General features: G+C 72.5%; 25 protein-coding genes and 1 riboswitch. Of the genes, 12 read left to right on the top strand and 13 right to left on the bottom strand.

What is annotated here, in order from left to right:
• The 6 genes from ABKW26_RS15935 to ABKW26_RS15910 all read right to left on the bottom strand — a co-directional run.
• The coding region (locus ABKW26_RS15935; RefSeq protein ID WP_348594904.1) for an FAD-binding protein at nt 1-391 on the bottom strand (391 nt) is incomplete at its 3' end.
• Nucleotides 392-454: 63 nt separating this feature from the next.
• Nucleotides 455-1,636, bottom strand: coding sequence for a hypothetical protein (locus ABKW26_RS15930; protein WP_348594902.1), 1,182 nt, complete (start codon nt 1,634-1,636; stop codon nt 455-457).
• Between the two features lie 163 nt (nt 1,637-1,799).
• A complete protein-coding gene (locus ABKW26_RS15925; protein WP_348594901.1) occupies nt 1,800-2,708 on the bottom strand; it encodes an ABC transporter permease in 909 nt (302 codons plus the stop codon).
• Nucleotides 2,705-3,487, bottom strand: a complete 783-nt coding sequence (locus ABKW26_RS15920) for an ABC transporter ATP-binding protein (RefSeq protein WP_348594900.1) — start codon at nt 3,485-3,487, stop codon at nt 2,705-2,707. Before ABKW26_RS15920 ends, ABKW26_RS15925 begins: the two co-directional genes overlap by 4 nt.
• A 5-nt stretch (nt 3,488-3,492) precedes the next feature.
• A complete protein-coding gene (locus ABKW26_RS15915) occupies nt 3,493-4,908 on the bottom strand; it encodes an amidohydrolase family protein (RefSeq protein ID WP_348594899.1) in 1,416 nt (471 codons plus the stop codon).
• A complete protein-coding gene (locus ABKW26_RS15910; RefSeq protein ID WP_348594897.1) occupies nt 4,905-5,894 on the bottom strand; it encodes an MBL fold metallo-hydrolase in 990 nt (329 codons plus the stop codon). The genes ABKW26_RS15915 and ABKW26_RS15910 overlap by 4 nt, the downstream gene beginning before the upstream one ends.
• Nucleotides 5,895-6,096: 202 nt before the next feature.
• Between ABKW26_RS15910 and ABKW26_RS15905 the strand changes: the two genes are divergently transcribed.
• The 5 genes from ABKW26_RS15905 (at nt 6,097) to ABKW26_RS15885 (ending at nt 11,028) form a co-directional block, all read left to right on the top strand.
• Entirely contained in the window at nt 6,097-6,756 is a 660-nt protein-coding gene (locus tag ABKW26_RS15905) for an XRE family transcriptional regulator (RefSeq protein ID WP_348594895.1), read from the top strand.
• Nucleotides 6,753-7,379 (top strand): pyridoxamine 5'-phosphate oxidase family protein, encoded by a 627-nt coding sequence (locus ABKW26_RS15900; RefSeq protein ID WP_348594894.1) that lies wholly within the window; start codon nt 6,753-6,755, stop codon nt 7,377-7,379. Before ABKW26_RS15905 ends, ABKW26_RS15900 begins: the two co-directional genes overlap by 4 nt.
• Before the next feature lie 78 nt (nt 7,380-7,457).
• The gene (locus ABKW26_RS15895) at nt 7,458-9,176 is read left to right on the top strand and encodes an amidase (RefSeq protein ID WP_348594892.1); all 1,719 of its coding nucleotides are present in this window, start codon (nt 7,458-7,460) and stop codon (nt 9,174-9,176) included.
• A complete protein-coding gene (locus ABKW26_RS15890; protein WP_348594890.1) occupies nt 9,173-9,997 on the top strand; it encodes an isochorismatase family cysteine hydrolase in 825 nt (274 codons plus the stop codon). Before ABKW26_RS15895 ends, ABKW26_RS15890 begins: the two co-directional genes overlap by 4 nt.
• A complete protein-coding gene (locus tag ABKW26_RS15885; RefSeq protein WP_348594888.1) occupies nt 9,994-11,028 on the top strand; it encodes a bile acid:sodium symporter family protein in 1,035 nt (344 codons plus the stop codon). Before ABKW26_RS15890 ends, ABKW26_RS15885 begins: the two co-directional genes overlap by 4 nt.
• Nucleotides 11,029-11,056: 28 nt before the next feature.
• Here ABKW26_RS15885 and ABKW26_RS15880 read toward each other — a convergent pair whose 3' ends face one another.
• Together ABKW26_RS15880 and ABKW26_RS15875 are read right to left on the bottom strand one after the other, a co-directional pair.
• Complete coding sequence (locus tag ABKW26_RS15880) at nt 11,057-11,836, bottom strand: hypothetical protein (protein WP_348594887.1); 780 nt, start codon at nt 11,834-11,836, stop codon at nt 11,057-11,059.
• 104 nt (nt 11,837-11,940) lie between these two features.
• Nucleotides 11,941-12,225: an acylphosphatase gene (locus ABKW26_RS15875; RefSeq protein ID WP_348594886.1), complete on the bottom strand. Its 285-nt coding sequence runs from the start codon at nt 12,223-12,225 to the stop codon at nt 11,941-11,943.
• Nucleotides 12,226-12,347: 122 nt separating this feature from the next.
• Here ABKW26_RS15875 and ABKW26_RS15870 point away from each other — a divergent pair, with 122 nt between their 5' ends.
• The gene (locus ABKW26_RS15870) at nt 12,348-13,172 is read left to right on the top strand and encodes an HNH endonuclease family protein (protein WP_348594884.1); all 825 of its coding nucleotides are present in this window, start codon (nt 12,348-12,350) and stop codon (nt 13,170-13,172) included.
• Between the two features lie 61 nt (nt 13,173-13,233).
• On the opposite strand, the gene ABKW26_RS15865 is transcribed toward ABKW26_RS15870, so the two are convergent.
• From ABKW26_RS15865 to ABKW26_RS15850, 4 genes are all read right to left on the bottom strand, one after another.
• Entirely contained in the window at nt 13,234-13,713 is a 480-nt protein-coding gene (locus ABKW26_RS15865) for a TetR family transcriptional regulator C-terminal domain-containing protein (protein WP_348594882.1), read from the bottom strand.
• Between the two features lie 83 nt (nt 13,714-13,796).
• Nucleotides 13,797-14,876: an ABC transporter ATP-binding protein gene (locus tag ABKW26_RS15860; RefSeq protein WP_348594880.1), complete on the bottom strand. Its 1,080-nt coding sequence runs from the start codon at nt 14,874-14,876 to the stop codon at nt 13,797-13,799.
• Complete coding sequence (locus ABKW26_RS15855; protein ID WP_348594878.1) at nt 14,876-16,651, bottom strand: iron ABC transporter permease; 1,776 nt, start codon at nt 16,649-16,651, stop codon at nt 14,876-14,878. Before ABKW26_RS15855 ends, ABKW26_RS15860 begins: the two co-directional genes overlap by 1 nt.
• 4 nt (nt 16,652-16,655) lie before the next feature.
• Nucleotides 16,656-17,768 (bottom strand): thiamine ABC transporter substrate-binding protein, encoded by a 1,113-nt coding sequence (locus tag ABKW26_RS15850; protein ID WP_348594876.1) that lies wholly within the window; start codon nt 17,766-17,768, stop codon nt 16,656-16,658.
• 56 nt (nt 17,769-17,824) lie between these two features.
• A riboswitch (TPP riboswitch) is annotated at nt 17,825-17,929 on the bottom strand.
• Nucleotides 17,930-18,007: 78 nt separating this feature from the next.
• Here ABKW26_RS15850 and ABKW26_RS15845 point away from each other — a divergent pair.
• From ABKW26_RS15845 to ABKW26_RS15825, 5 genes are all read left to right on the top strand, one after another.
• Nucleotides 18,008-18,268: a DUF4235 domain-containing protein gene (locus ABKW26_RS15845; RefSeq protein ID WP_348594875.1), complete on the top strand. Its 261-nt coding sequence runs from the start codon at nt 18,008-18,010 to the stop codon at nt 18,266-18,268.
• A 130-nt stretch (nt 18,269-18,398) separates the two neighbouring features.
• The gene (locus ABKW26_RS15840) at nt 18,399-18,770 is read left to right on the top strand and encodes a YbaB/EbfC family nucleoid-associated protein (RefSeq protein WP_348594874.1); all 372 of its coding nucleotides are present in this window, start codon (nt 18,399-18,401) and stop codon (nt 18,768-18,770) included.
• Nucleotides 18,767-19,090 carry a type VII secretion target gene (locus ABKW26_RS15835; RefSeq protein ID WP_348594872.1) on the top strand — a complete coding sequence of 108 codons (324 nt, stop codon included), beginning with the start codon at nt 18,767-18,769 and terminating at the stop codon, nt 19,088-19,090. Before ABKW26_RS15840 ends, ABKW26_RS15835 begins: the two co-directional genes overlap by 4 nt.
• Entirely contained in the window at nt 19,087-20,007 is a 921-nt protein-coding gene (locus ABKW26_RS15830) for a hypothetical protein (protein WP_348594871.1), read from the top strand. Before ABKW26_RS15835 ends, ABKW26_RS15830 begins: the two co-directional genes overlap by 4 nt.
• Nucleotides 20,008-20,011: 4 nt before the next feature.
• On the top strand, nt 20,012-20,428 hold the full coding sequence (locus ABKW26_RS15825) for a YbaB/EbfC family nucleoid-associated protein (protein ID WP_348594870.1): 417 nt from the start codon (nt 20,012-20,014) through the stop codon (nt 20,426-20,428).
• A gap of 59 nt (nt 20,429-20,487) precedes the next feature.
• Here ABKW26_RS15825 and ABKW26_RS15820 read toward each other — a convergent pair whose 3' ends face one another.
• Nucleotides 20,488-21,054 carry a hypothetical protein gene (locus ABKW26_RS15820; protein WP_348594869.1) on the bottom strand — a complete coding sequence of 189 codons (567 nt, stop codon included), beginning with the start codon at nt 21,052-21,054 and terminating at the stop codon, nt 20,488-20,490.
• Nucleotides 21,055-21,215: 161 nt separating this feature from the next.
• Between ABKW26_RS15820 and ABKW26_RS15815 the strand changes: the two genes are divergently transcribed.
• On the top strand, nt 21,216-22,652 hold the full coding sequence (locus ABKW26_RS15815; RefSeq protein WP_348594868.1) for a serine hydrolase: 1,437 nt from the start codon (nt 21,216-21,218) through the stop codon (nt 22,650-22,652).
• Nucleotides 22,653-22,700: the final 48 nt, after the last annotated feature.

Genomic DNA, 22,700 nt, shown 5'->3' with positions numbered 1-22,700 from the left:
CGGCCGTGAGCTTGGCGCCCGCCTGCGCGACGACGTAGCCGTCACCGACCTCGACGATCGCGTCGAGGCCGCGCAGGTCGAGGACCGCTCCGCCCGTGAAGGGCGTCGCCTGACCGTAGTTGCCGGTCCCTGCCCCGCGCGGGACCACCGGGACGTCGTGCTCGAACGCGAGCTTGAGGAACGCGGGCACCTGCTCGGCCGAGGTGGGGCGGACCACGAGGTCCGCCGTGAAGCGGCCGGGCGGCAGCTTCTCCTGAAGGATCGGGGACATCCGGGACCAGTCGGAGGAGCACTTGAGGATGAGGGCCGGGTCGGTGCTGACGATCCCCTCGCCGAGCTCGCTCGCGACGAGCTCGGCGAAGGCGGCAGCACCCTGCGGGGTGAGAGTCATGTCAGTCCTTCTCTGGTGGGGACGGGTGCTGTGCGTGGCGGACGACGGCCGCTGGACGACAGGTCACTCGAAGGTGATGGACTCGTCCAGGAACTCGTTGGTGAAGAGGTCCGCCGGAGCGAGTCCTTCCTTGAGCTCGGTGCCGCTGGCCTCGAGGATCGGACCGAAGGAGTCGATGACGCCCTGGATGCGGGTCTCGTCCATCCCGCCGAAGATGCCGGACGTGTCCGTCTGGATGACGCCGAGCTCGAGCATCTTCTCGTGGGAGTAGTCCGCGACCTCCTTGGAGTAGACCCAGCCCGTGTTGTACGTCTCGACGAGCTCGACGATGAGGTCGTTGGTGAACTCCGGGTCGTCGAGGTAGTCGATCTGGGCCTGCTGGAGGATCGGGACGAGCTTGGTCAGGCAGGGCGCGAGCTCCTCGAGCTCACCGGTACGGACCGCGAGCGGCTCCGGGTAGACGGTGTAGCCCACCTCGGACGCGAGCTGGTAGGCGACCGGCTTGCCCCACGCCGAGATCTCGTTCTCGTAGACGTACGGCTCGGCCGTCGCGAAGCCCTGCTGGGCGATCGTCGGGTCGCCCACGAACCGTGACGGGTCGCCGTTGTAGCTCGGGTCGATCTGGTCGGCCGGGACCGTGCCGTTGCCGGAGAGCATCGCGCCGAGGTTGCTCCCACCGCCGGAGACGACGATCGACGCACCCTGCTCGGCGATCTCCGCGATGGTCTCGGCACCGGGGTAGGATTCGGGGTCCCACATGATGATCTGCGGGCTCATGTTCAGCTGCGCCACGACCGCCGTGACGGGCTGGTCCTTCGACGACGCCATGCCGGCGTCCGTCGTGGTCGCGCCGAGCATGATGTCCGGGTCGACGTACATCTGCGACGCGACCGACTGGTAGCTGATCGCGGCACCGCCGGGACGCACCTCGATGTCGACGCCCGTGTCCACGCCCTGCGCGACGAGCGAGCCCGAGACGCGCTTCTTGTCGGCGTCGACCGTGTAGTCGGTCCCGACGAGGGAGTACATGCCCGAGTGCTCGGCCTCCGGCTCCCAGTCCTGCTGCATGACGACGGTCGCCGGACAGACGTCGGACAGGTCGAGCGCGGAGCCGGCCTCGGCGGCCGGGACGTCGAGCGCCGCAGCCGACGCCTCGTCGTCCCCGGCGGAGCACGCCGTGAGCGCGAGGAGCGACGTGAGGGTGAGGACGGTGCCGGCGGTGCGGAAGGACGAGGAACGCTTCATGGTGCAACTCCTTGGGGCGGGGGAGGGAGCGTTGACGGAGAGACGGGTCGTCATCGGGTGCACGAGGGTGCAGGAGGGAGAACGTCTCGCGGTCGCGAGACGCCGAAGGTGGGGGTTCTGGGTGCGGCTGGTCCGGCCGGGGGCCGGCCCGGGGCCGGTCAGGTCAGCGGCGGACGCCGTACCAGCGGGCCATGACGGCCTTGTCGATCACGGTGAAGAACGCGAAGACGAGGACACCGAAGAGGCTGGCGACACCGATCGCGGTGAGGAGGTTCTCCGACTCGACCCGTGCCCGGTAGACGTCGAGCAGGCTCCCGATCCCGGGTGCGCCTTGCCGGAAGAACATGTCTCCGACGATCGCGCCGATGACCGCGAGACCGGCGGAGATCTTCAGCCCGGCGAAGATCGACGGGACTGCCGCCGGCATCTGGAGCTTCCACAGCCGCTGGGCCCGCGTGGCCTTGTTGAGCGTGAAGAGGTCGTGGGCCGCAGGATCGGCCGACTGCAGGCCGAAGAGGGTGTTCGAGATCATCGGGAAGAGCGCGATGATGACGCAGACGATGACGCGCGACGTGAAGCCGAAGCCGAACCACAGGCCGATGAGGGGCACGAGCGCGAGGATCGGGATGGTCTGCAGCACGACCGCGTAGGGGTAGAGGAACTTCTCCACCCAGCCGGCCTGGCTCATGACGACGGCCTGCGTGATGCCGAGGACCACCGCGATGCCGAGGCCGGTGAGCGCCACCTGCGCGGTGAGCATGAGGGCGTCGAGCATCGGCTGGACCTTGCTCCAGTCGAGCACCGACTCGGTGAGGACCTGGTGCGGCGGTGGCAGGAGGAACCGGCGGCCCTCCGGGAGGACGACGTAGGACACGAGGTACCAGAGCCCGGTCGCCGCGGCCGCCACGATGGGCCACACCGAGGACACGACCCGGGCGAGCACCCCCGGCCCTGTCGAGACCTTCGTCGAGGGCAGCTGCTCGGGCGTGGTCGTCCCGGCGTCGGTCGGGGTGGACGCGGACGTCGGAGCGGTCTCCGCAGTGCCGGGCCGGGTGGTCGTCGGGGTGCTCATCGGTGGTCTCCTTCCAGGGCTGCCGAGACCTTGCCGGTCAGCTCGGCGAAGGCGGGGTCGAACCGCAGCTCGGGTGGGCGGGGGTAGGAGAACGGGACAGGAAGGTCGGCGACGACCGTTCCCGGGCGCCCGCTCATGACGATGACGCGGGTGCTCAGGTACACGGCCTCCGAGACGGAGTGCGTGATGAAGAGCCCGGCGAACTGCTTGAGGGCGAAGAGGCGCTGCAGCTCGGTCTGCATGTTGAGCCGCGTGATCTCGTCGAGCGCGCCGAAGGGCTCGTCGAAGAGGAAGAGGTCCGGCTCGGCGACGAGAGCGCGGGCGAGCGAGACGCGCATCCGCATGCCGCCGGAGAGCTGGCGCGGGTACTGCTTCTCGAACCCGTCGAGCCCGACGAGCGACAGCGCCTCCTGGGCGGCCTTGCGCCGCTCGATCTTCGCCGTGCTGCGCAGCTCGCCGATGAGCTCGACGTTCTTCTGGGCGGTCCGCCACTGCAGGAGGGTCGGGTCCTGGAAGACGTAGCTCGTCGAGTCGGTGTTCACCTCGACGAGGCCGGTCGTGGCGGAGTCGAGTCCGGAGGCGAGCCGCAGGAGGGTGGACTTGCCGCACCCGGACGGGCCGACGACGGACACGAAGTCGCCGGCGGCGACGGTGAGGCTCACGCCGGTCAGGGCGACGGTCCCGGTCGAGAAGGTCTTGGACACGTCCTCCATGACGAGGGTGCGCGTCTTCGAGATGTGCTGGATCCGCTCGGCGGCGGGGGCTTCGACGGTTGCCATGGTGGTCACCTCACGGTTTCGAGTGCAGGGAGGGTACGGGGCGGTGCAGCCGTGCGGGGGTCGGGAGCTGCGAGGTGGAGGGAGCGCTGGGTCCGGGTGTCGGAGAGCACGCGGCCCTGGTGGATGACGACCCGGGCGTCGACGGCGCCGGCGAGGACGTCACCGAGGTCGACGTCGGGCACGAGCACGAGGTCGGCCGCGTGACCGACCGAGGTCCCGACGGGCGGCAGCCCCAGGACGGTCCGGGGACCGCTCGTCACCGCGGCGAGCGCCTCGACCGGGGTGAGGTGACCCGCGGTCATGAGGAGCGACGTCGTCTCGAAGGGGTCGGCCCGGCCGACGGGGTTGAAGGGGTCGCGCAGGTTGTCTGCGCCGGCGGCGAGCGGGATGCCGGCGTCGAGGATCGCCCGGACGGCGGTGAGGCCGCGCGGCGCGAGGTGCGTCGCGTCCCAGCCCTGGAGGTAGAGGTTCGTGATCGGCAGGGTGACGATGCCGAGGCCGGCGCGGGCGACGACCTCGAGCACCGGGCGCAGCCGCTCCGGCGGGAGGGAGCCGAGCCGCACGCAGTGGCTCGCGGTGACGCGCTGCTGGAGCCCGCGGGCGATGACCTGGTGGGCGAGGTCGAGGATGTCGAGCTCGTGCGCCGGGACCTGCTCGTCCGTGTGGAGGTCGACGGGCAGGCCGGTACGCTCCGCGAGGTCGAGCATGCGGGTCGTCTCCCGGTGGGGGTCCGGGGAGATGTGCGGGCACCCGCCGATGACGTCGAGGCCCCGCTCGATCGCCTCGTCGAGGACCGCGTCCGGCGTGTGGAAGCCTGCGAGGCCGACGATCTGGACCGTGAGCACGCCCTCGAGCGCCCGCTGGACCTTCTGCAGGGCGGTGAAGCCACGCAGGGGGTCGCCGGTGAGCGGGAAGTCGACGTGCGTCCGGATGCTCGTGATCCCGTTCGCGACGTAGCGCTCGATGGCGCGGGTGGCGCGCTCGCGGATGTCGTCCTCGTCGATCGTCAGGAGCAGCCGCTGCCACTGCGCGATCGCCGCGGGGAGGTCGTTCTGCTCGGTCCCCGAGAAGTAGTCGATGCGTTCGCCGCTCAGCGCCTTGTCGAGGTGCGCGTGCGGCTCGGAGGCTGCGGGCACGACGCGCCACCCGGTGCCGTCGACGACGTCACCCGCGGGCATCCCCCCGGAGCCGGCCGTCGAGCTCGGGCCGTCGGCTTGACCTCGGGCGTCCGTCGGCCCGAGGTCGGGACGGATGCCCGAGCTCGGCGCACGGGCGGGAACGATCCGCGTGATCGTGCCGTCCGCGAGCGTCAGGTCGGCCAGCGTGCCGTCGAGCAGGCGGACGGTGCGCAGCTCGGAGACGGTGCGGCCCGCGATGGAGGGCGCGGCGTCCGGCGCACCGAGCGTGACCGGCCGGGTCATGAACGTCCCTCGTCGGCGCCGGGTGTCGGGGCCGGCAGGAGAAGGGTGACTCCCCCGACGTCGTGCCGCGTGACGGGGGTGCCGAGCATGTCCCGGCCCGGGACGCCGTGCGAGCCGCCCGCGTGGACGACCGCCGCCGCGCGGGCGACCGCGTCGGCGTAGGCGGGCGGCTGCTCGGCGAGGAGGTTGTGGGCGGTGAGGATCCGGCGCAGCCGGAGCCCGGCGAGGTGTGCGGTGGACTGCGCGAAGGCGGCGAGGTCCGCTCCGTCGTGGTGGAGCCAGAACCCGGCGCCGATGATCGTGTCGCCGGCGAGCAGGATGCCGGTGTCCTCCTCGAGGAGGCTGATGGAGTCGGGGCTGTGCCCTGGGGTGTGGATCACGCGCAGGGTCCGGTCCCCGAGGTCGATGGTGTCGCCGTCGGCGAGCGTGAACGTGGGGGCCACGGCGGGGACGGCCCAGTGCGTCGTGTCGGGCATCGGGCGCATCCGGCCGAGGCCCGCGAGGGTGTAGAAGCTCTGCGCGTCGAGCGCGGCGTAGGCCTCGTACTGGGTGTGGACCTCCTCCATCGCGGCGGCGTAGGAGCGGAGGAACGCGGCGTCGGCCGGTCCGTGGCCGGCGGGGCCGCCGAGGCCGGGGTCGACGCCGATGAAGTGGGCACCGATGCCGACGAGGCCGATCTCGTCGGCGTGCGCCATGAGATCGGCGTTCCCGCCCCGGTGGTCCACGTGGTCGTGGGAGTTGACCACGACGAGCGGGAGGTCCGTGAGCGAGCGGACGACCTCGGAGACGGGGGCGATGCCGAGGCCGGTGTCGAAGAGCAGCGCACGGTCGGTCCCGCGGACGAGGAAGGTGTTGACGTGTCCTGGCTCGGAGATGAGGACGATTCCGTCGCCGAGCTCCGCGACGTGGAACCACTCGTCGGCGTCGGCGCAGAAGTGCGGTGCTCCGAGCGAGCCTGCGGCACGCGTCGCGGTCGTGGTTGTCATCTCCGTCGCTCTCTTCCGGTCGCCCGTCGGTTGCACCGGAGGGAATGTTGATAGGACTAACATCGAGAACGTTAAGGACCGACTGTTTCACGCACGTAACCACCAGACACCGGATGTGTGACCATTGGATACCAGCCCGCTGAACCGCGGAATACCAACGAATTCGGACCACGTGCCATCCGAGGGTCCGGGTCGAGGCGGCGTGGCCCCACCGGTCGTCACGGACGACACCGACCTCCTCCTCGGTGCCGTGATCCGAGCCCGACGACACCGCCTCGGCAAGACGCTCGTCGACGTCGCGACCGCCAGCGGGCTCTCCCACTCCTTCCTCAGTCAGCTCGAACGAGGCCGCACGCGGCCGTCGATGCGGTCGCTGTTCGTCATCGCCCAGTCCCTCGAGACGACCCAGCAGGCGCTGCTCGCAGCAGCCACCCCGACCGCGTCGACGACCACCGCGTCCACGGTCCCGGGCATCCGGCTCGACCGGGGCGAAGGCTCCTCGATCCCCGTCCAGGCCGGCTCCGCCCGCCTCCTCAGCCACGTCGAGGGCGGCGCCGACGTCACCGAGTTCCTCGACATCCCCGCCGAGTTCGGGGACTCCTTCAGCCACGGCCGCTACGAGCTCGTGTACGTCGTCGCCGGCGAGCTCGAGGTCGAGCTCACCGCGGCCGGCTCCGACGCTCCCGAGGTCCACGCGCTCGGACCGCGGCAGAGCATCGGCTACCCGGGCTCGACCGCGCACCGCCACCGCCGGGTCGGCACCGCCGGCTGCGTGGTCCTCGTCATCCACTCCGGACCCGACGACCCGCCGGGCACCGCCCACGCCCACACCCGTCCGCTGACCGAAGGAGAGCCCCGATGACGCTCGACAACCCGCTCGACACCCTCGCCCGCTGGGCCGACGATGCGGAGTCCGCCGGGCTCCCGAGCCCGCGCACGCTCACCTTCGCGACCGTGGACGCCGACGGCTCCCCGCACGCCCGCACCGTCCTGAGCACCGTCATCGACGCCGAGCACGTGCGCTTCCACACCTCCCGACCGACAGCCAAGACCCGCGACCTCGCGGAGAACCCGCGCGCGAGCGCCGTCTTCTTCTGGCCCGCGCTGTCCCGGCAGGTCATCCTCCACGGCACCGCCGCAGAGCTCGACGAGGCGACCTCACGGGCCGCGTACCCCACGCGCCCCCGTCAGCTCCAGCTCGTCGCGTGGGCCTACGACGACGTCCTGGCCGAGGCCGGCGCGCTCGCCCCGCGCACGGTGGCGTCCGACCTGCCGACGTCCGACGGGCGCATCGCCGCGAGCGTCGCCCAGCACGCCGAGCGCGACCCAGGGACGCTCCCGATGCCCGGCTCCTGGACGACCATCGCGTTCGTCCCCGACCGCGTCGACCTGTGGCAGGGGGTCGGCCCCGAGGTCGCTGCGCTCAAGGCCCGCTACGACAAGCGACCCGGCGGGGCGTGGCAGCGCACCGAGATCCTGCCCTGACGCCGCACCGAAGGCCCCCGGAAACATCGCGCGCCTACGGTGCGCGAGACCGTCCCCACACCCCTGAGCGAGGTCCCGTTGCCTGATCCGACACCCGGTCACCCCAGCCTCCACGACGAGCCGGACGCGCCCGGCCTGCCCGTCCGCGCTCACCTCGCCGGTCTCCTCGACGCTGTCGGGCGCTACGAGCGCGCGCTCATGACGAACGACGTCCCCGAGCTCGACGTCCTCTTCGCGCCGGGTGCCACCACCGTCCGCAGCGACGGCGGCACCACGCTCGTCGGGCACCACCACATCGCGGCGTTCCGTGCGCAGCGCCCACCGGTTCCCCAGCGCACGCTCGTGCGTGTCCACGTCCGCGGGCTCGCGCCCGAGCACGCCGTGGTCGTCGCCGAGTCGGAGCGCGCCGACGGCGGGACCGGGGTGCAGACGCAGGTGTGGTCCCGGACAGCGGGCTCCTGGGCCGTGACCACGGCGCACGTCTCGACAGTGCCGCCCGCTCCCGACACGTCCGCCGCCGCTGCGCCGTCCGCCGACACGCCTCCCGACGGCCCGACCGACCGCACGATCTGGCGCGTCACCGCTGCGGAGGCGGCCGCGTCCGGCACACCTCTGCCCGTCCCGCAGCCGGACGCGACGAGCCCGCTCGCCGGGCTCCGGGTCGCGGTCAAGGACCTCTTCGCCGTCGCCGGCCAGCGGGTCGGCGCCGGCAACCCGGCGTGGCTCGCGCAGGCTCCGGTCGAGACGACGAGCGCTGCTGCGGTCGAGGCGCTGCTCGTCGCGGGCGCGACGCTGGAGGGCGTCGCCCAGACCGACGAGCTCGCGTTCTCCCTGGCGGGGACGAACACGCACTACGGCACCCCGCCGAACCCGGCGGCGCCGGGCCGCATCACGGGTGGTTCGACGAGCGGGCCCGCCGCTGCGGTGGCGGCAGGTCTCGCGGACGTCGCGCTCGGTACGGACACCGGCGGGTCGGTCCGGGTCCCGGCGTCGTACTGCGGCCTGTTCGGGTTGCGCACCACCCACGGCGCCGTCTCCCGCGACGGGCTCGTGGGGCTCGCGCCGTCGTTCGACACGGTGGGCGTCCTCGCCCGGACCGTCGACGTCCTCGCGGCTGCGGCCGACGCGCTCCTGCCCGCGCAGCCTGAGGTCCCCGCGTCGAGGATCGTCGTGTCCCCCGTGCTCATGGCACTGGCGGACCCGGACGTCCGTCTGGCGGTCGAGGCCGCACTCCTCGCTCTCTCCGTGCGGACCGGGGTGCCGGTCGAGGTGGTCGACACGCTGACGGGTGCTGCGCTCGAGGCGTGGTTCGAGGCGTTCCGGACCGTCCAGCAGGCCGAGGCGTGGTCCGAGCACCACGCCTTCGTCGCGGCCCACGGCGACAGCCTCGAGCCCGCCGTGGCGGCGCGGTTCCGCGCCGGGCAGGACATCACCACGGCTCAGGAGGCCGCCGCGCGCGGCGTCCTCGCCGAGGCCCGGGCGGCGCTCGTCGACCTCCTCCCACCCGGGACGGTCCTCGCGCTGCCGAGCTCGTCGACACCCGCGCTGCGCCGCGACGCGGGCGCCGCCGAGATCGACACCGCCCGGGCGGGGACGCTCCGCCTCACGTGCGTGGCCGGCACCGGCGGCCTCCCGGCGCTCTCGGTGCCGACCGGCCGCGTCGGCACGCTCCCCGTCGGCCTGTGCCTCACGGCCGGTCCCGGCCAGGACCGCAGCCTGCTCGCCCTGCTCACCGGACCACCCGCACCCCCGGCCACGCCACCCGCGCCCGTTCACGTCACGGAGGACCGCTCATGACGCATCCCGCCCCCTCGCCCGGACGGGCCGTCGCCCGCAACTCCTGGGACCTCGCACCCGACCGGGCGGACCTGCGCCGGCCGACGCTCGAGCCGCGAGTCGTCCACGTCGAGGCGATGCCGCAGTCCCTCACGCTCGACCTCGCGCGCACCGCCGTCGTCGTCATCGACATGCAGAACGACTTCTGCCACCCCGACGGGTGGCTCGCCGGCATCGGCGTCGACGTCACTCCCGCCCGCGCGCCGGTCGCCGTGCTCGCCGAGCTCCTCCCCGCGCTGCGCAGCCACGACGTCCCCGTCGTGTGGGTGAGCTGGGGGAACCGTCCCGACCGTGCGAACCTGCCGCCCGGAGTGCTCCACGTGTACGACCCGGAAGGCACCGGAGTCGGCATCGGGAGCCCGAGCAACGCCGCCGGGTCACCGGTGCTCGAGGCCGGGTCCTGGGCCGCAGCCGTCGTCGACGAGCTCTCCGGCGCACCCGGCTTCGACGACGACCTCCACGTGGACAAGTACCGCATGAGCGGCTTCGTCGACACCCCGCTCGACTCGGTGCTGCGCAACCTCCGCGTCGACACCGTGCTGCTCGCCGGGGTGAACGCCGACCAGTGCGTCCTCGCGACGCTCATGGACGCGGCGAACATCGGGTACGACGTCGTCATGCTCGAGGACGCCGTCGCGACGACCTCGCCGACCTTCTGCATGGAGGCCACCATCTACAACGTGAGACAGTGCTTCGGCTTCACCGCGCTGTCCGGCGACCTGCTCGCCTCGCTCCCACCGGCCCACACCGCCCCGCCCGCACCCAGGAAGTCAGCTCCGTGACGAACCCGCACTCCCCCGACGAGCCAGCACGCCGGCCGAGCCTCGGGCGCCGTGTCCTGTCCCGCATCGACCCCTTCATCGTCGGGATGCTCTGCGCCGTCCTGCTCGCATCGTTCCTCCCGGCCCGCGGCGACGCGGCAGAGGTGCTCGGCTATGTCGTGATCGTCGCGGTCGGGTGGTTGTTCTTCCTCTACGGCGTGCGCCTCCCGACGGCGGACGCGCTCGCGGCGGTCCGGGACTGGAAGCTCCACGGCAGCGTCCTCGGCGTGACCTTCCTCGTGTTCCCGCTCCTCGGCCTGGCGACCCAGCTCCTCGCACCCGCGGTCATCCCGGTCGACCTCGCCCGCGGAGTCCTCTTCCTCACGCTCCTCCCCTCGACGGTCCAGGCGTCGATCGCGTTCACGTCGATCGCTCGCGGCAACGTCGCCGGAGCCGTCGTCGCGGCGTCCTTCTCCAACCTCGCGGGGGTCGTCGTCACACCGCTGCTCGTGGCGCTGCTGCTCGGCGGCACGGTCGGGTTCTCGGCCGACTCGATCGGCAGGATCGGTCTCCAGCTCCTCGCGCCCTTCATCGCCGGCCAGCTGCTGCGCCGGTGGCTCGCCCCCTGGGTCCTGCGGCACAAGCGCCTCACCACGGTGACCGACCGCGGCTCCGTGCTGCTCGTCGTCTACTCGGCCTTCAGCCACGGCGTCGTCGACGGCATCTGGACGAGCGTCTCGCTCGGGTCGATCATCGCCCTCGTCGTCATCAGCGGCGTCCTCCTCGCCGTGGTGCTCGGGCTGACGACCTTCCTCGGCCACCGGCTCGGATTCTCGCGCGCCGACCGCGTGGTGCTCCTCATGTGCGGGTCGAAGAAGTCGCTGGCGACGGGCGTACCGATCGCGACCGTCCTGCTCCCGGCGGCGACCCTCGGCTACATGGTGCTGCCGCTCATGATCTTCCACCAGCTCCAGCTCATCGTCTGCTCCGTCATCGCCCGCCGCATGGGCGAGCAGGCCGAACCGCAGCCCGCGGTGCCTCCCGGCGGGTAGCAGGCCCTCAGCCTCGACACGACCTCCCTCAGACGCAGAGCCCGGCGTCCACGCCCCGGGCGCACAGGACGGTCTGCTCGACGGTGCGCACGAAGAAGGTCGAGCCCTCGGGCTGGGCGAAGACGTGCAGCCGCACGCCGAGCACCGAGTCGTCGGCCATGCCGGTCACATCGACGGTGACCTCGCCGAGGTCACCCAGGTGCGGTCCGTCGACCACGACGACCTGCGGGCGGACCTCCCCGGACGCACCAGCGCTGCGCAGGTCCGCTACTGCGCGGGCCAGGTCCGCCAGGTCCGTCCCGCTCGGCAGCGCGCCGAGCCCACGGAGCTCGGACGTGACGTCCGTGACGTCACCGAGGTATGCGAGATAGCGCACGTAGGCCCAGCCGGTGGCCTCGGCGCCGGTGACCTCGACCCACACCCCACCGTCGACCAGTCGACCCCGGCCCGTCGCCTCGGCCGATCCCAGGGGTTCGAGCTCCTCGACGACGGGGAACCCCACGCCGGGTCCGGTGCGCACGTTGAGCACGTCGTCAGCAGCGACGCCGACGACGGAGAGCTCGTCACCCGCGGTCGGGCCCGAGTCCCAGGCGTCTCCCGGCAGGTCGGCGTCCGGCACGCTCGTCGGGGGCGCCCCGGACGGTGCGGGCGTCGGTTCCTCGGACGGTTCAGGTTCCGCGCTCGGCTGCTCGGCCGCCGTCGGTGTGCCGGGCAGATCGGGCTCAGCGGGATCCGCCCCGCACCCGGCCACGCCGAGAGCACCAGCGAGGAGCAGAGCAGCTACGAGACCGCGTCGTCGAGGCATCACGCGGCCGACGCTACCTGCAGGACGTCACACCGATGTCACGACCCCGCATCGGTCGGGTGACGCCACGCCGTCGATGACCGTCCCGGCGACCGCTGCGAGGCCGGCTACCGGGCGGGATGGGCGATCTCGAAGCTCGTCGCCCCGGTCGGCTCGAGGTCCGTGACCTCGACGCCGTCGACCCGGGCACCCGGGGGCCCGTGGTGGAGCCACTCGAGCATCGTCCCGACAGCCGCCTCGTCGCCCTCGACCTCGACCTCGACCTCGAGGCTCCCGTCGGGACGGTTCGACGCGCTGCCGGCGAGGCCGAGCCGCGTCGCCTCGGCGTGCGCGGAGAACCGGAAGCCGACGCCCTGGACGCGTCCGGTGATCAGGACCCTGTGTCTCACCATGGCCCCATCGTCGCCCTGTTCGTCCCGGCTCTCAACCGGTAGCCGCACCGAGCTGCGCACGCAGTACAGTTCGGGATCGTCGCTGGTCGACAGCCCGTCCTCACCCTCGTCGCAGGAGAACCATGTCACGCCGCACCCGGTCCCGCTGGAGCCGTCTGCGCTCCGTCCTCGTCGTCGTCGTCGGGCTGGCCGTCCTGGCCTTCGGCGCCGGTGCCGTCAAGGACGGCACGCTCGACCTGGACGCCCTCACCGGGAGCCCGACGACCTCACCCGCCGCGCCGGCAGCCGGACCCCAGGCACCGCTCGCCCCGGACGCCCTCGCGGAGGTGGCCGCGACGGCCGCGACCGCCGACCCGACGACCGCGCTCGCGGCGGTCGTGACGCTCGACGTCAAGGGCCGCGCCCCGAAGACGGGGTACGACCGCGACGAGTTCGGACCCGCCTGGGCGGACGTGGACCACAACGGGTGCGACACCCGCAACGACATCCTCGCCCGGGACCTCACGGGCGAGACGTTCAAGCCCGGCACGCACGACTGCGTCGTCCTCACGGGCACGCTGGCCGACCCGTACAGCGGCGCGACGATCGCCTTCCAGCGCGGCCAGGACACGTCGAGCGCCGTCCAGATCGACCACGTCGTGGCACTGTCCGACGCGTGGCAGAAGGGCGCCCAGCAGTGGGACGACGCCACGCGGCAGGCGTTCGCGAACGACCCGCTCAACCTCCTCGCGGCCGACGGACCGTTGAACTCCCAGAAGGGCGCGGGCGACACGGCGACGTGGCTCCCGCCGAACGGCGCGTTCCGCTGCGCGTACGTCGCCCGGCAGGTCGCGGTGAAGCAGGCGTACGACGTGTGGGTCACGCAGGCCGAGCGCGACGCCATGCTCACCGTGCTCTCGACGTGCCCGCAGGAACCGCTGCCCGTGGCGGTGGCTGCTGCCGGCTGAGCCACCGGCGTCACCGTCGCTCGTCGGTCCTGTCGAGCGGTGTCGGTCCTGTCGGGCGCGGTCAGTCCTCGTCGGGCACGAGCGCCGCGAGCAGGGCGTCGAGCGTCCTGCGCAGCACGGCGGGCATGTCGACCGCGTCCGGGTCGAGCAACCACTGCACCTGGAGGCCGTCCATGACGGCGACGATCGCGGTGGCCGTCTCCTCGATGTCCGCGTCGTCGCGGATCTCGCCGATGTCGCGTGCCTCGCCGAGCGCGCTCGCGACCGTCGTGCGCAGCTCGGCGTAGCGGGTGCGGAACCACGGCTGTGCGGGGTGGTCGAGCGTCACGGACTCCGCGGACAGGACCGTGTAGAGCTGGGTGCTGCCGGGCTGGGCGGTGTTGCGCACGGCGACGTCGACGAGGTGGTCGAGGAACGCCAGACCGTGCAGCGTGTCGCCGACCGCGGCGTCCTCGGCCGCGACGTCGCGCAGGCGGAGGAGATCGACGAGGAGCTGGTCCTTCGTCGTCGACGCGACGTCGCGGGGCGGGTCGCTGGTCATACTCCGGATCGTAGACTCCCCAGGCCGCGAGACCGGTGCTCCGGCGCGCGAGCCTCGTCGTCGGTCTCCGGGCGCGCTCCCGTTCAGCGCAGAGGCACCGCGACCGTCTGCGCGACGTCGATCGTCACGCCCACGACGTCCCCCGGCTGGTGCCCGCGTCGGACGTCGCCCGTCCCCGGGCGTCCGTGACTGCCGGGGCCGGCCTCGTCGTCGAGAGCCGCATACCGTCGCAGCCCGTCGCCGAGGTCGGCCTCGACCGTCACCTCGGCGTGGCCCCGACGGAAGACCGAGCTGACGACCGTGCCGGTCGTCGTCGCGCCCTCGACCCCCGTGAGCACGAGCCCCCGGGGGCCCACGGCGCGCAGCCCGTCGGCGTCCGGCAGGAAGGCCTGGTAGCCGAGGAACTCTGCGACCTCGCGGCTCGCGGGCGCCGACCACAGCTCACGCGGCGGGGCCACCTGGAGGAGGGAGCCGCGCGCCATGACGGCCACCCTGTCGGCGACGGTGAACGCCTCGTCGTGGTCGTGCGTGACGAACAGCGCCGTGGTGCCGGTCGCCACGAGCGCCGCACGCAGGTCGACGGCGAGGCGCTCCCGCAGCCCGCGGTCGAGGGCGGAGAGCGGCTCGTCGAGCAGGAGCAGCTGCGGCTGGGGCGCGAGGGCACGCGCGAGCGCGACCCGTTGCCGCTCGCCGCCGGACATCGTCGCGACGGACCGCTGCCCGCTGCCGGGCAGGCCGACGACCTCGAGGAGCTCGTCCACCCGAGCGCGCCGCACGCCGCGCGGGACCCGCTGCATGCGCAGGCCGTACTCGACGTTGCGGGCGACGTCGAGGTGGGCGAAGAGCTGACCGTCCTGGAACATGAGGCCGAAGCCGCGCTCGTGGACGGGGACCGTGCCGATGTCGGTGCCGTCCCACACCACGCGGCCCGCCGCGACGGGCTCGAGCCCGGCGACCGCGCGCAGCAGGCTGGACTTGCCGCAGCCGCTCGGACCGAGCAGCGCGACCACCTCGCCCGGCGCGACCGTGAGCGAGACGCCCGCGACGGCGACCGTCCGGGTCCCGGGTCGCAGCCCGGGATACTCGACGACGACGTCCTCGATACCCAGCCCCGCCACACCTCGTGCCGCTGCTCCCCGTGCCACCGCTGCCGGCTCACCCATCAGAACTCTCCTGTTCGTTCTCCGCGGAGCCTCTCGGCGCCGAGCATGACGGTCGCGGTGATCGCCGCGAGCACGACGGACGCGGCGAGCGCCATGCCGTAGTTCTCGGCTCCCGGTCGTCCGATGAGCCGGAAGATGACGATCGGCAGCGTCGCGTCGTCGGGCCGCGCGAGGAACGACGTGGCGCCGAACTCCCCGAGCGACACGGCGAACGCGAAGCCGATCGCGAGCCCCAGCGAGCGCGCGGCGATGGGCCAGTCGACCGTGGCGAGGACGCGCCGCGGGGGTGCGCCGAGCGTCGCGGCGACCTCGCGCTGGCGCGGGTCGATCGCCCGCAGCACCGGGAGCACGGTGCGCACGACGAGCGGGGTCGCGACGACCGCCTGCGCGATCGGCACGAGGAGGCCGGAGGTCCGCAGGTCGACGTCGAGGCCGAGCGGCTTGTCGAGCGTGATGAGGAAACCGAAGCCGACCGTCACGGCGGAGACGCCGAGCGGCAGCATGAAGACGGAGTCGAGGACGCCCACGGCGCGGCGCGCCACCGTGGCGCGGGGACGCCGGGACACGACGAGGGCGACGAGCCCACCGACCACGAGGGCGATGACGGTCGCGGTCGCCGCCGTCCGCAACGACGTCCCGGCCGCGACCCAGACGGTGTCGGTCAGGGCGTTGGTGCCCCCGGTCGTGCCGAGCGCCACGTAGTTGCCGAGCCCCCACCCGTCGGCGGTCCGGAAGGACCACACGAGGAGGTTGACGAGCGGCCACGCCAGCAGGACGAGCACGACGAGCGCGGTGACGACCGTCGCGGCGAGGTCCGAGCCGCGGACGGGACGCAGGCGCAGCGGGTGCGTCGAGCGCGTCGCCGCGGAGAGGTTGAGGGCGTGCTCGCGGCGCGACCGGGCGCGCGCCGCGACCCACAGCGCGCTGCTCACGACGACGATCTGGACGACGGACAGGACGGCGGCGGTCCGCAGGTCGAGGAACTGGACGGTCTGCATCCAGATCTCGGTCTCGATGGTCCCGTACCGCTGGTCGCCGAGGACGAGCACCACCCCGAAGGCCGTCGCGCAGAAGAGGAACACGACCGCCGCGGCCGACGCGATCGCCGGGGCGAGCGCGGGCAGCGTCACCGTCCACAGGGCCCGGGCGGGCGACGCGCCGAGAGCGCGCGCCGCCTGCTCGGCGCGCGGGTCGAGGTGCTCCCAGAGCCCGCCGACCGTGCGGACCACGACGGAGTAGTTGAAGAAGACGAGCGCCGCGACGATCGCCGTGAAGCTCCCGTCGAGGCCGAGGAAGCCGAGCGGCCCCGATTCCGTGAGCAGCGCGCGGAAGGCGACGCCGACGACGACGGTCGGGAGGACGAACGGGACGGTGACGAGCGCACGCACGGCCCCCTGCCCCCGGAACGTGCAGCGGTAGAGGACGTACGCGCCCGGGATGCCGAGCCCCACGGAGAGCACCGTGCCCACGACCGCCTGACCGAGCGTCAGCCCGATCAGGCGCCACGTGCGCGAGGCGGCGAACACCTCCGCGAAGCCCGAGAGGTCGAGCGCCCCGTCCGTGACGAAGCCGCGCCCGACGAGCGCGACGACGGGCCACGCGAAGAAGACGGCGAGGAACGTCACGGGCACCGCGACGGCCGCCGCCCACGCGCACCACCGCGCGAGGGGGACGGCACGGCGCGCACGAGGAGCGCGCACGGGCCCCAGGACCGGGCCGCGCCCGCGGGCCGCGTCCCGGGCGCCCGCCCGCTCCTCGACGACCGGTGCAGTCATCGGGCTAGCCGATCACCGTGGCAGTCCAGTCCTCGATCCACTGGTCACGGTTCTCCGAGATCTCCGTGGGGTCGAGCACGATCGGGTTCTCCGGCAGCGGCGCGAAGTCGACCCACTCGACCGGGATCTCGGCGTCGGGGTCGACCGGGTACACGTACATGTTCGTCGCGATCGTGGACTGGAACTGCTCGCCCAGGAGGAAGTCGACGACCTGCTGCGCACCCTCCGGGTTCTCCGCCCCCTCGAGGACGCCCGCGTACTCGACCTGGCGGAAGCACGTGCCGAGCATCGCGGTCGTGGTCGTCGTGCTGCCGTCCTCGCTCACCGTGTACGCCGGGGACGAGGCGTAGGACAGGACGATCGGCCGGGCCCCGTCGCCCTCGCCCGCCGTGAACTCGGTCTGGTACGCCTCTTCCCACCCGGTGACGACGAGCAGGCCGTTGTCCGAGAGCTTCTGCCAGTACTCGAGGTAGTCGTCCCCGTACGCACCGATCGTCGCGAAGAGGAACGCGAGGCCCGGGCTCGAGGTCGCCGGGTTGCTCACCACCGTGAGGTCCTCGTACACGGGCATCGTGAGGTCGTCGAGCGTCGCCGGCTCGAGCACACCGTTCTCGTCGAACCACGCGGTGTCGACATTCATGCACACGTCGCCGTAGTCGACCGCGGTGAGCGTCCCCGACGGGTCCGCGGCGAGCTGCGCCGAGAGCTCGCCCTGCTCGGGCGACGTGTACGGGGCGAACACGCCCTCCTCGACGGCACGCGAGGCGAAGGAGTTGTCGATCCCGTAGGCGACGTCGCCGAGCGGCGAGTCCTTCGTCAGGACGAGCTGGTTGGCGAGCGCCCCGCCGTCCCCGGCGCTCACGACCTCGAGCGTGAGGCCGCTCTCCTCCTCGAAGGCCGCCTTGCTCTCGTCGCTGATGATGATCGAGTCGTGCACGACGACCGTGACCGTGCCGGACGTGCCGGACGTTCCCGACGTCTCGCCCGTCGCGTCGTCCTGCGACGACTCGGAGGCGCAGGACGCCAGCACCAGGGCGATGCTGGTGGTGAGCCCGGCGACGAGCAGCCCGGTCCGTGCGGGCCGGCGTCGTGCAGGCTGGTGGGTGGTGTACAGCATGTGATGCGTCCTCCTGTGGACCGTGAAAAGCCTGAGGAGGGGTTCCACGCGCGCGCGTGGCGAGATTCCCGACTCCCTACACCGGTGCTAACCGGATCAGGTTCGAGGGTCTGCGGTATACCGCACTCTCAGCGCTCGTTCGCGCTCCCCTGTCGTTCGGGACGAGTTTACACGCGGTGTGCGGCCCCGGACGTGGGGCGCTAGCGTGGGGGCACATCGCTATCGCACGTGGAGGAACAGTGGCCCAGGACCAGTCCATGCAGGTCAAGCTCGCGACGCTCGCCATCTCGTTCGGGGCCGGTCTGCTCGCCCAGAAGATCGTCAAGACCATCTGGCTCAAGGCGACCGGCAAGCCCGGCAGCCTCGTCGACGACGACGACGCGACGATCGTCAGCATGGTGGGCTTCGCCGCCGTCACCGGAGCGACCGCGGCCCTGACCAGGGTTCTTGCTGCCCGCGGCACGACGAAGGTCGCCGCCCGCCTCGCCGCCCGCCGCTGAGCCGCCGTCCCCGATGCTCCCCGGGGTACTTCTCCCCATCGGGGCACGCCGCAGAACTCGGTAGCCTCAGGGAAGCTTGGACGTGTCGGCCCCATCCGACGACCGCAGTCGGGCGACCGGAGGGAGCACGGTGAACGAGCAGGACCTCGCGGACACGATGGAGTCCGCGCTCGCCGACGCGCACCGTGCCGCCGCGCGCGCACGGCGCGTCTCCGCCGACCTCGCCGACCTCCGCGGGGTGGGCCGTTCCTCCCGCGGCGAGGTCAAGGCCGAGGTCGACCACCGAGGGCTCGTCCAGGACGTGACCTTCGCTCACTCCGCGATGCGTCTCGACAAGGACCAGCTGCGGACCGCGATCCTCCAGACCGTCGGTGCCGCCCAGGCCGACCTCCAGGCCCAGGCCGCCGAGCTCCGGGGTGCGCTGCACCCCGACCCGCGCCCGATCGCCGAGCAGACCGAGATGTTCGACGTCGCCGAGCGCATCATGCGAGGCGAGCGATGAACGAGCAAGAGGTCTACGTCCACCTCGACTCGTTGCGGGCCCACAAGGAGGTCGTCCGTGGCCTGTCCCACGATCTCGGGGAGGCAGCTCAGGCCATCGCCCAGACGACCGCGCCCACCTTCGCGTACGGCATCCTCTGCTCCCCCATCCTCGCGGGACCGATGGCCCTCGTGCAGCAGGACGGTGCCGAGGGGGTCGCCGCGATGCACGACATCATGGACGCCGTCGTCGAGAACCTCGAGACGACGATGTGCGCGTACGAGTTCGTCGACACCTCGACACGCGACGGCATGAACCGCTTCCAGACGGACGCTCCGTGAACGACCTCATCCCGGACAGCCCCACGACCTCCATCACCGCGGGCGTCCGGGTGCTCGACTTCGGCAAGTCCGCCGTCGACGCGGCCGTCGCGGGCGACTGGCTCGGGGCCTCGCTCAGCGGCCTCGGCGCAGCGGCCGAGGGCGTCGCGATGATCATCGACCCGATCGGTGAGCTCCTCGCGAGCGGCGCCGCGTTCCTCATGGAGCACGTGCATCCCCTCCCCGAGATGCTCGACTCGATCGCCGGCGACCCGGCTCAGATCCAGGTCTTCGCCGGCACCTGGTACAACGTCGCAGCCCGTCTCAACGACGTCGCGGACGGCTACACGACCGCCCAGCGCGGCACCGCGCAGGACTGGACCGGCGACACGGCGACCCAGTACCAGTGCTTCGCCGACAACTTCGCGGAGATGATGCGGAGCGTCGCCTCGATCTGCGACGGCACCGGCCGCGCGCTCGCCATCGCCAGCGGTGTCGTCGCCGCCGTGCGCGCGATCGTCCGCGACCTCATCGCCGACCTCGTGGCCAAGCTCATCAAGTGGGTCGCCGAGATCGCCCTGACCGTCGGCATCGGTGCGAGCTGGGTGGTCCCGCAGGCCTGCGCCGCCGTGACCAAGTGGGTGAGCCGCGTGAGCGTCTGGCTGAGCGACCTCACCACCGCGATGGCCAAGCTCTCCGACCTCACGACGACGATCGGGACGAGCGTCAAGGCCACGAACAAGGCCCAGTCCGAGGTGGTGAGCGTCATGCTCGCCAAGCCGCGGCTCGACCTCCCGAGCTGGCCCACGGGCTCCATGCCGAAGCCGCCCTGGCACGACCCCATGTTCGGCCCGGACATGATCCCGCACCCCATCTCCACGCCCGGGCACGGCGCGAACGCGCACAACCAGAGCGAACAGTCCCAGGGGAACAGGTGATCGCGTGAGCATCGAGTCCGAGGCGTACCTCGCCTCGCAGAGGCAGATCGCCGGCTGGGTCGAGCAGGCGCAGCGGCAGGAGGCCGCGGCTCACGCGGTCCAGCGGCGCGTCGAGGCGCTCAGCGTCGAGCGCTGGTCGCCGCGGCGCGAGCTGCGCGTCGTGGTCGACCACGCCGGGATGCTCCGCGACGTCGAGGTCACCGACCTGGCCCTCGAGCTCGGGCCGAACGCCCTCAGCCGTCTTCTCATGGACACCGTGCGCGGCGCGCGTGCCACGCTCCGCGAGCGGGCGATCGCCGCAGCCGTGGACGTCGAGGGCCGGGACAGCCCGCTCGCCCGGTCGCTCTCCCAGGAGTACCGCAGCGCTCTCGGTGCCGACGGGCCCGCTCCCGACGACGACGTGACTCCCCCCTCGCGGTAGCGGCTCCGGGCTCGGCAGCCCCTCCGCACGCGGACGGTGCTCCGCGCGCGACGAGCCGGTCAGGCGTACGGGCTCTGCTGCGCGCGGCCGAGGAGCGCTCTCTCGTAGGCCGCGAACATCTGACGGGTCCTCTGGTCGGTCATGAGCCGCGGGTCGTCCACCGTCCAGCCGAGCAGGCACGGGAAGAGCACGCGTGCCTCGGCGATCGCACGGTCGGACGTGAGCGTCCGGCCCGGGGCACCTACGACGACGATCGTCGGGGCCGGCTCGTCCGAGGACTCGTACGTCCCCGCGACGTCGGCCCGTTCGGGATCTGGCTCGACCGTGATGCTCCACGCGCCGTCCCGTGTGATGCGCACCGGCTTGCGCAGGTAGCGGTACCGCGTGATCCGGTCCGGCTCGACGACGAGCCGCGACCGCCAGACCATGACCAGGACGAGGACCGCCCCGATCGACATGACGACGGTCACCGTCCACTGGAAAGGGACGGAGGCGCCGTTCTCGGAGAAGATCGTGGGGTCGGTCATCGCGTTGCGGAGCGTGAGCAGGGGGGCGAGCAGGAGGATGGTGCCGATCACCCGGACGACGAGCGGGACTCGGACGACGTGCTTCGGTGCTCGCTTCACCCGCTCATCGTAGGTCCCCCGCAGTCGACCTCCTCTCTCCGACGGAGCTCGACAGGTAGGCGCAGGGGATGCGGCGAGATGGTGCGACACGGCACAGTAGGCGCATGCGCCCCCACCTCCCGCTCCGGCCCTCGTCCCACCTTCGATACGCTGCGGCCGCGGTGACCCTGTCACTCTTCCTCGTCGGGTGCACGGCGAGCGGCGAGACGCCGGCAGCTACCGAGGCACCCAGGTCCACTCCCTCCGAGGCCGCTGAGGCGCCGGCCGCTGTCGAGCTGCCTGCCGGGCCGCTCGGTGACCACGCCCGCTGGCTCGTCGGGCAGATGAGCACCGATCCCGTCGACGACGCGACCGCGGCATCCGCACGCTTCTCGCAGACGATGCTCGACCAGGTGGGGGCGGACACGATCCTCCTGCGGCTGGAGTCGCTGCGCTCGACCGGTCCGTGGACGCCGGTCGAGTTCTACGGCTCGGAAGCGGAAGCGGGCTCGGAAGCGGAAGCGGGCGTGACGATCCAGGACACCGCCGGGACGTTCCTCGACGCTCGGATCGCGGTCGACGCCGACGGGCTCGTCGCGGGTCTGCAGCTCACACCTCGCACCGACCCTGCCCGTACTGCCCCGTCGTCGTGGGAAGAGCTCGACGAGCGCGTCGACGAGCTCGGCGAACGCCTCGGCGGGCTCGTCGACGTCGACGCAGTCGTGCTCGTCTCGCGGGTCACCGACGCGACGGACCCCTCGCAGGCACCGGGTGCACGCTGCGAGCCCGTCCACAGCACGGGCGACGTGGACGCGGCCATGCCACTGGGCTCGGTCTTCAAGCTCTACGTGCTCGCGGCGGTCGCCGAGGCCGTCGAGACCGGCACGCTCACGTGGGACACACCGCTCACGCTGACGGACGACGTGCGGTCCCTCTCCTCCGGCACGCTCCAGGACCAGCCCGCGGGAACCGTGGTGACGGTGCGCGAAGCCGCCGGCGCGATGATCGAGGTCAGCGACAACACGGCCGCAGACCTCCTCGTCGCGACCGTCGGGCGCGACGCCGTGCTCGCGACGATGACCGCGACCGGGCACAGCGACCCGTCGCTCAACACCCCGTTCCTCATGACGCGGGACGTCCTCCGCCTCGGCTGGGCGGTCGCCCCGGGCGGCCCGGAGACCCCGGCGTGGAACGCACTGTCCGAGCCCGAGCAAGCAGCGACCGTGGCGGCGTTGCCCGGCGGGCGGATCGGCATCTACGCCGACGCCACGGCGACGCCCGTCTGGCAGGACGGGCTCGACTGGTTCGCGAGCGCCGCAGACCTCTGTGCCGTGCACGTCGCGCTCCAGGACGCCGCGGGCACCCCCACGGGCGGTCCGGTCCGCGAGATCCTCGCCGCCAACCCCGGGACGGAGATCGAGACCGACGCCTGGTCGTACCTCGCCTACAAGGGCGGCGGCATGCCGGGCGTCCTGACCGACTCCTGGTACGCGCAGGACGTGGACGGCAGTGCGGTCGTCGTGACCGTGCTCCTCACGTCGAGCGACCCCGCGACGCTCCAGAGCACGGACGCCTTCGACGAGCTGTCGGAGGCTGCGCTCACCCTCGCCGCCGGCTGAGCAGGAGCGACGCTCGCGGCGGGATCACCGGTGCCGTGGGCCCTGGCA

The sequence above is a fragment of the Sanguibacter sp. 25GB23B1 genome, from assembly GCF_040012415.1.
GTDB lineage: Bacteria > Actinomycetota > Actinomycetes > Actinomycetales > Cellulomonadaceae > Sanguibacter.
The sequence above is the reverse complement of the archived record's forward strand: the minus strand, read 5'-3'. Positions and strand labels throughout refer to the sequence as shown.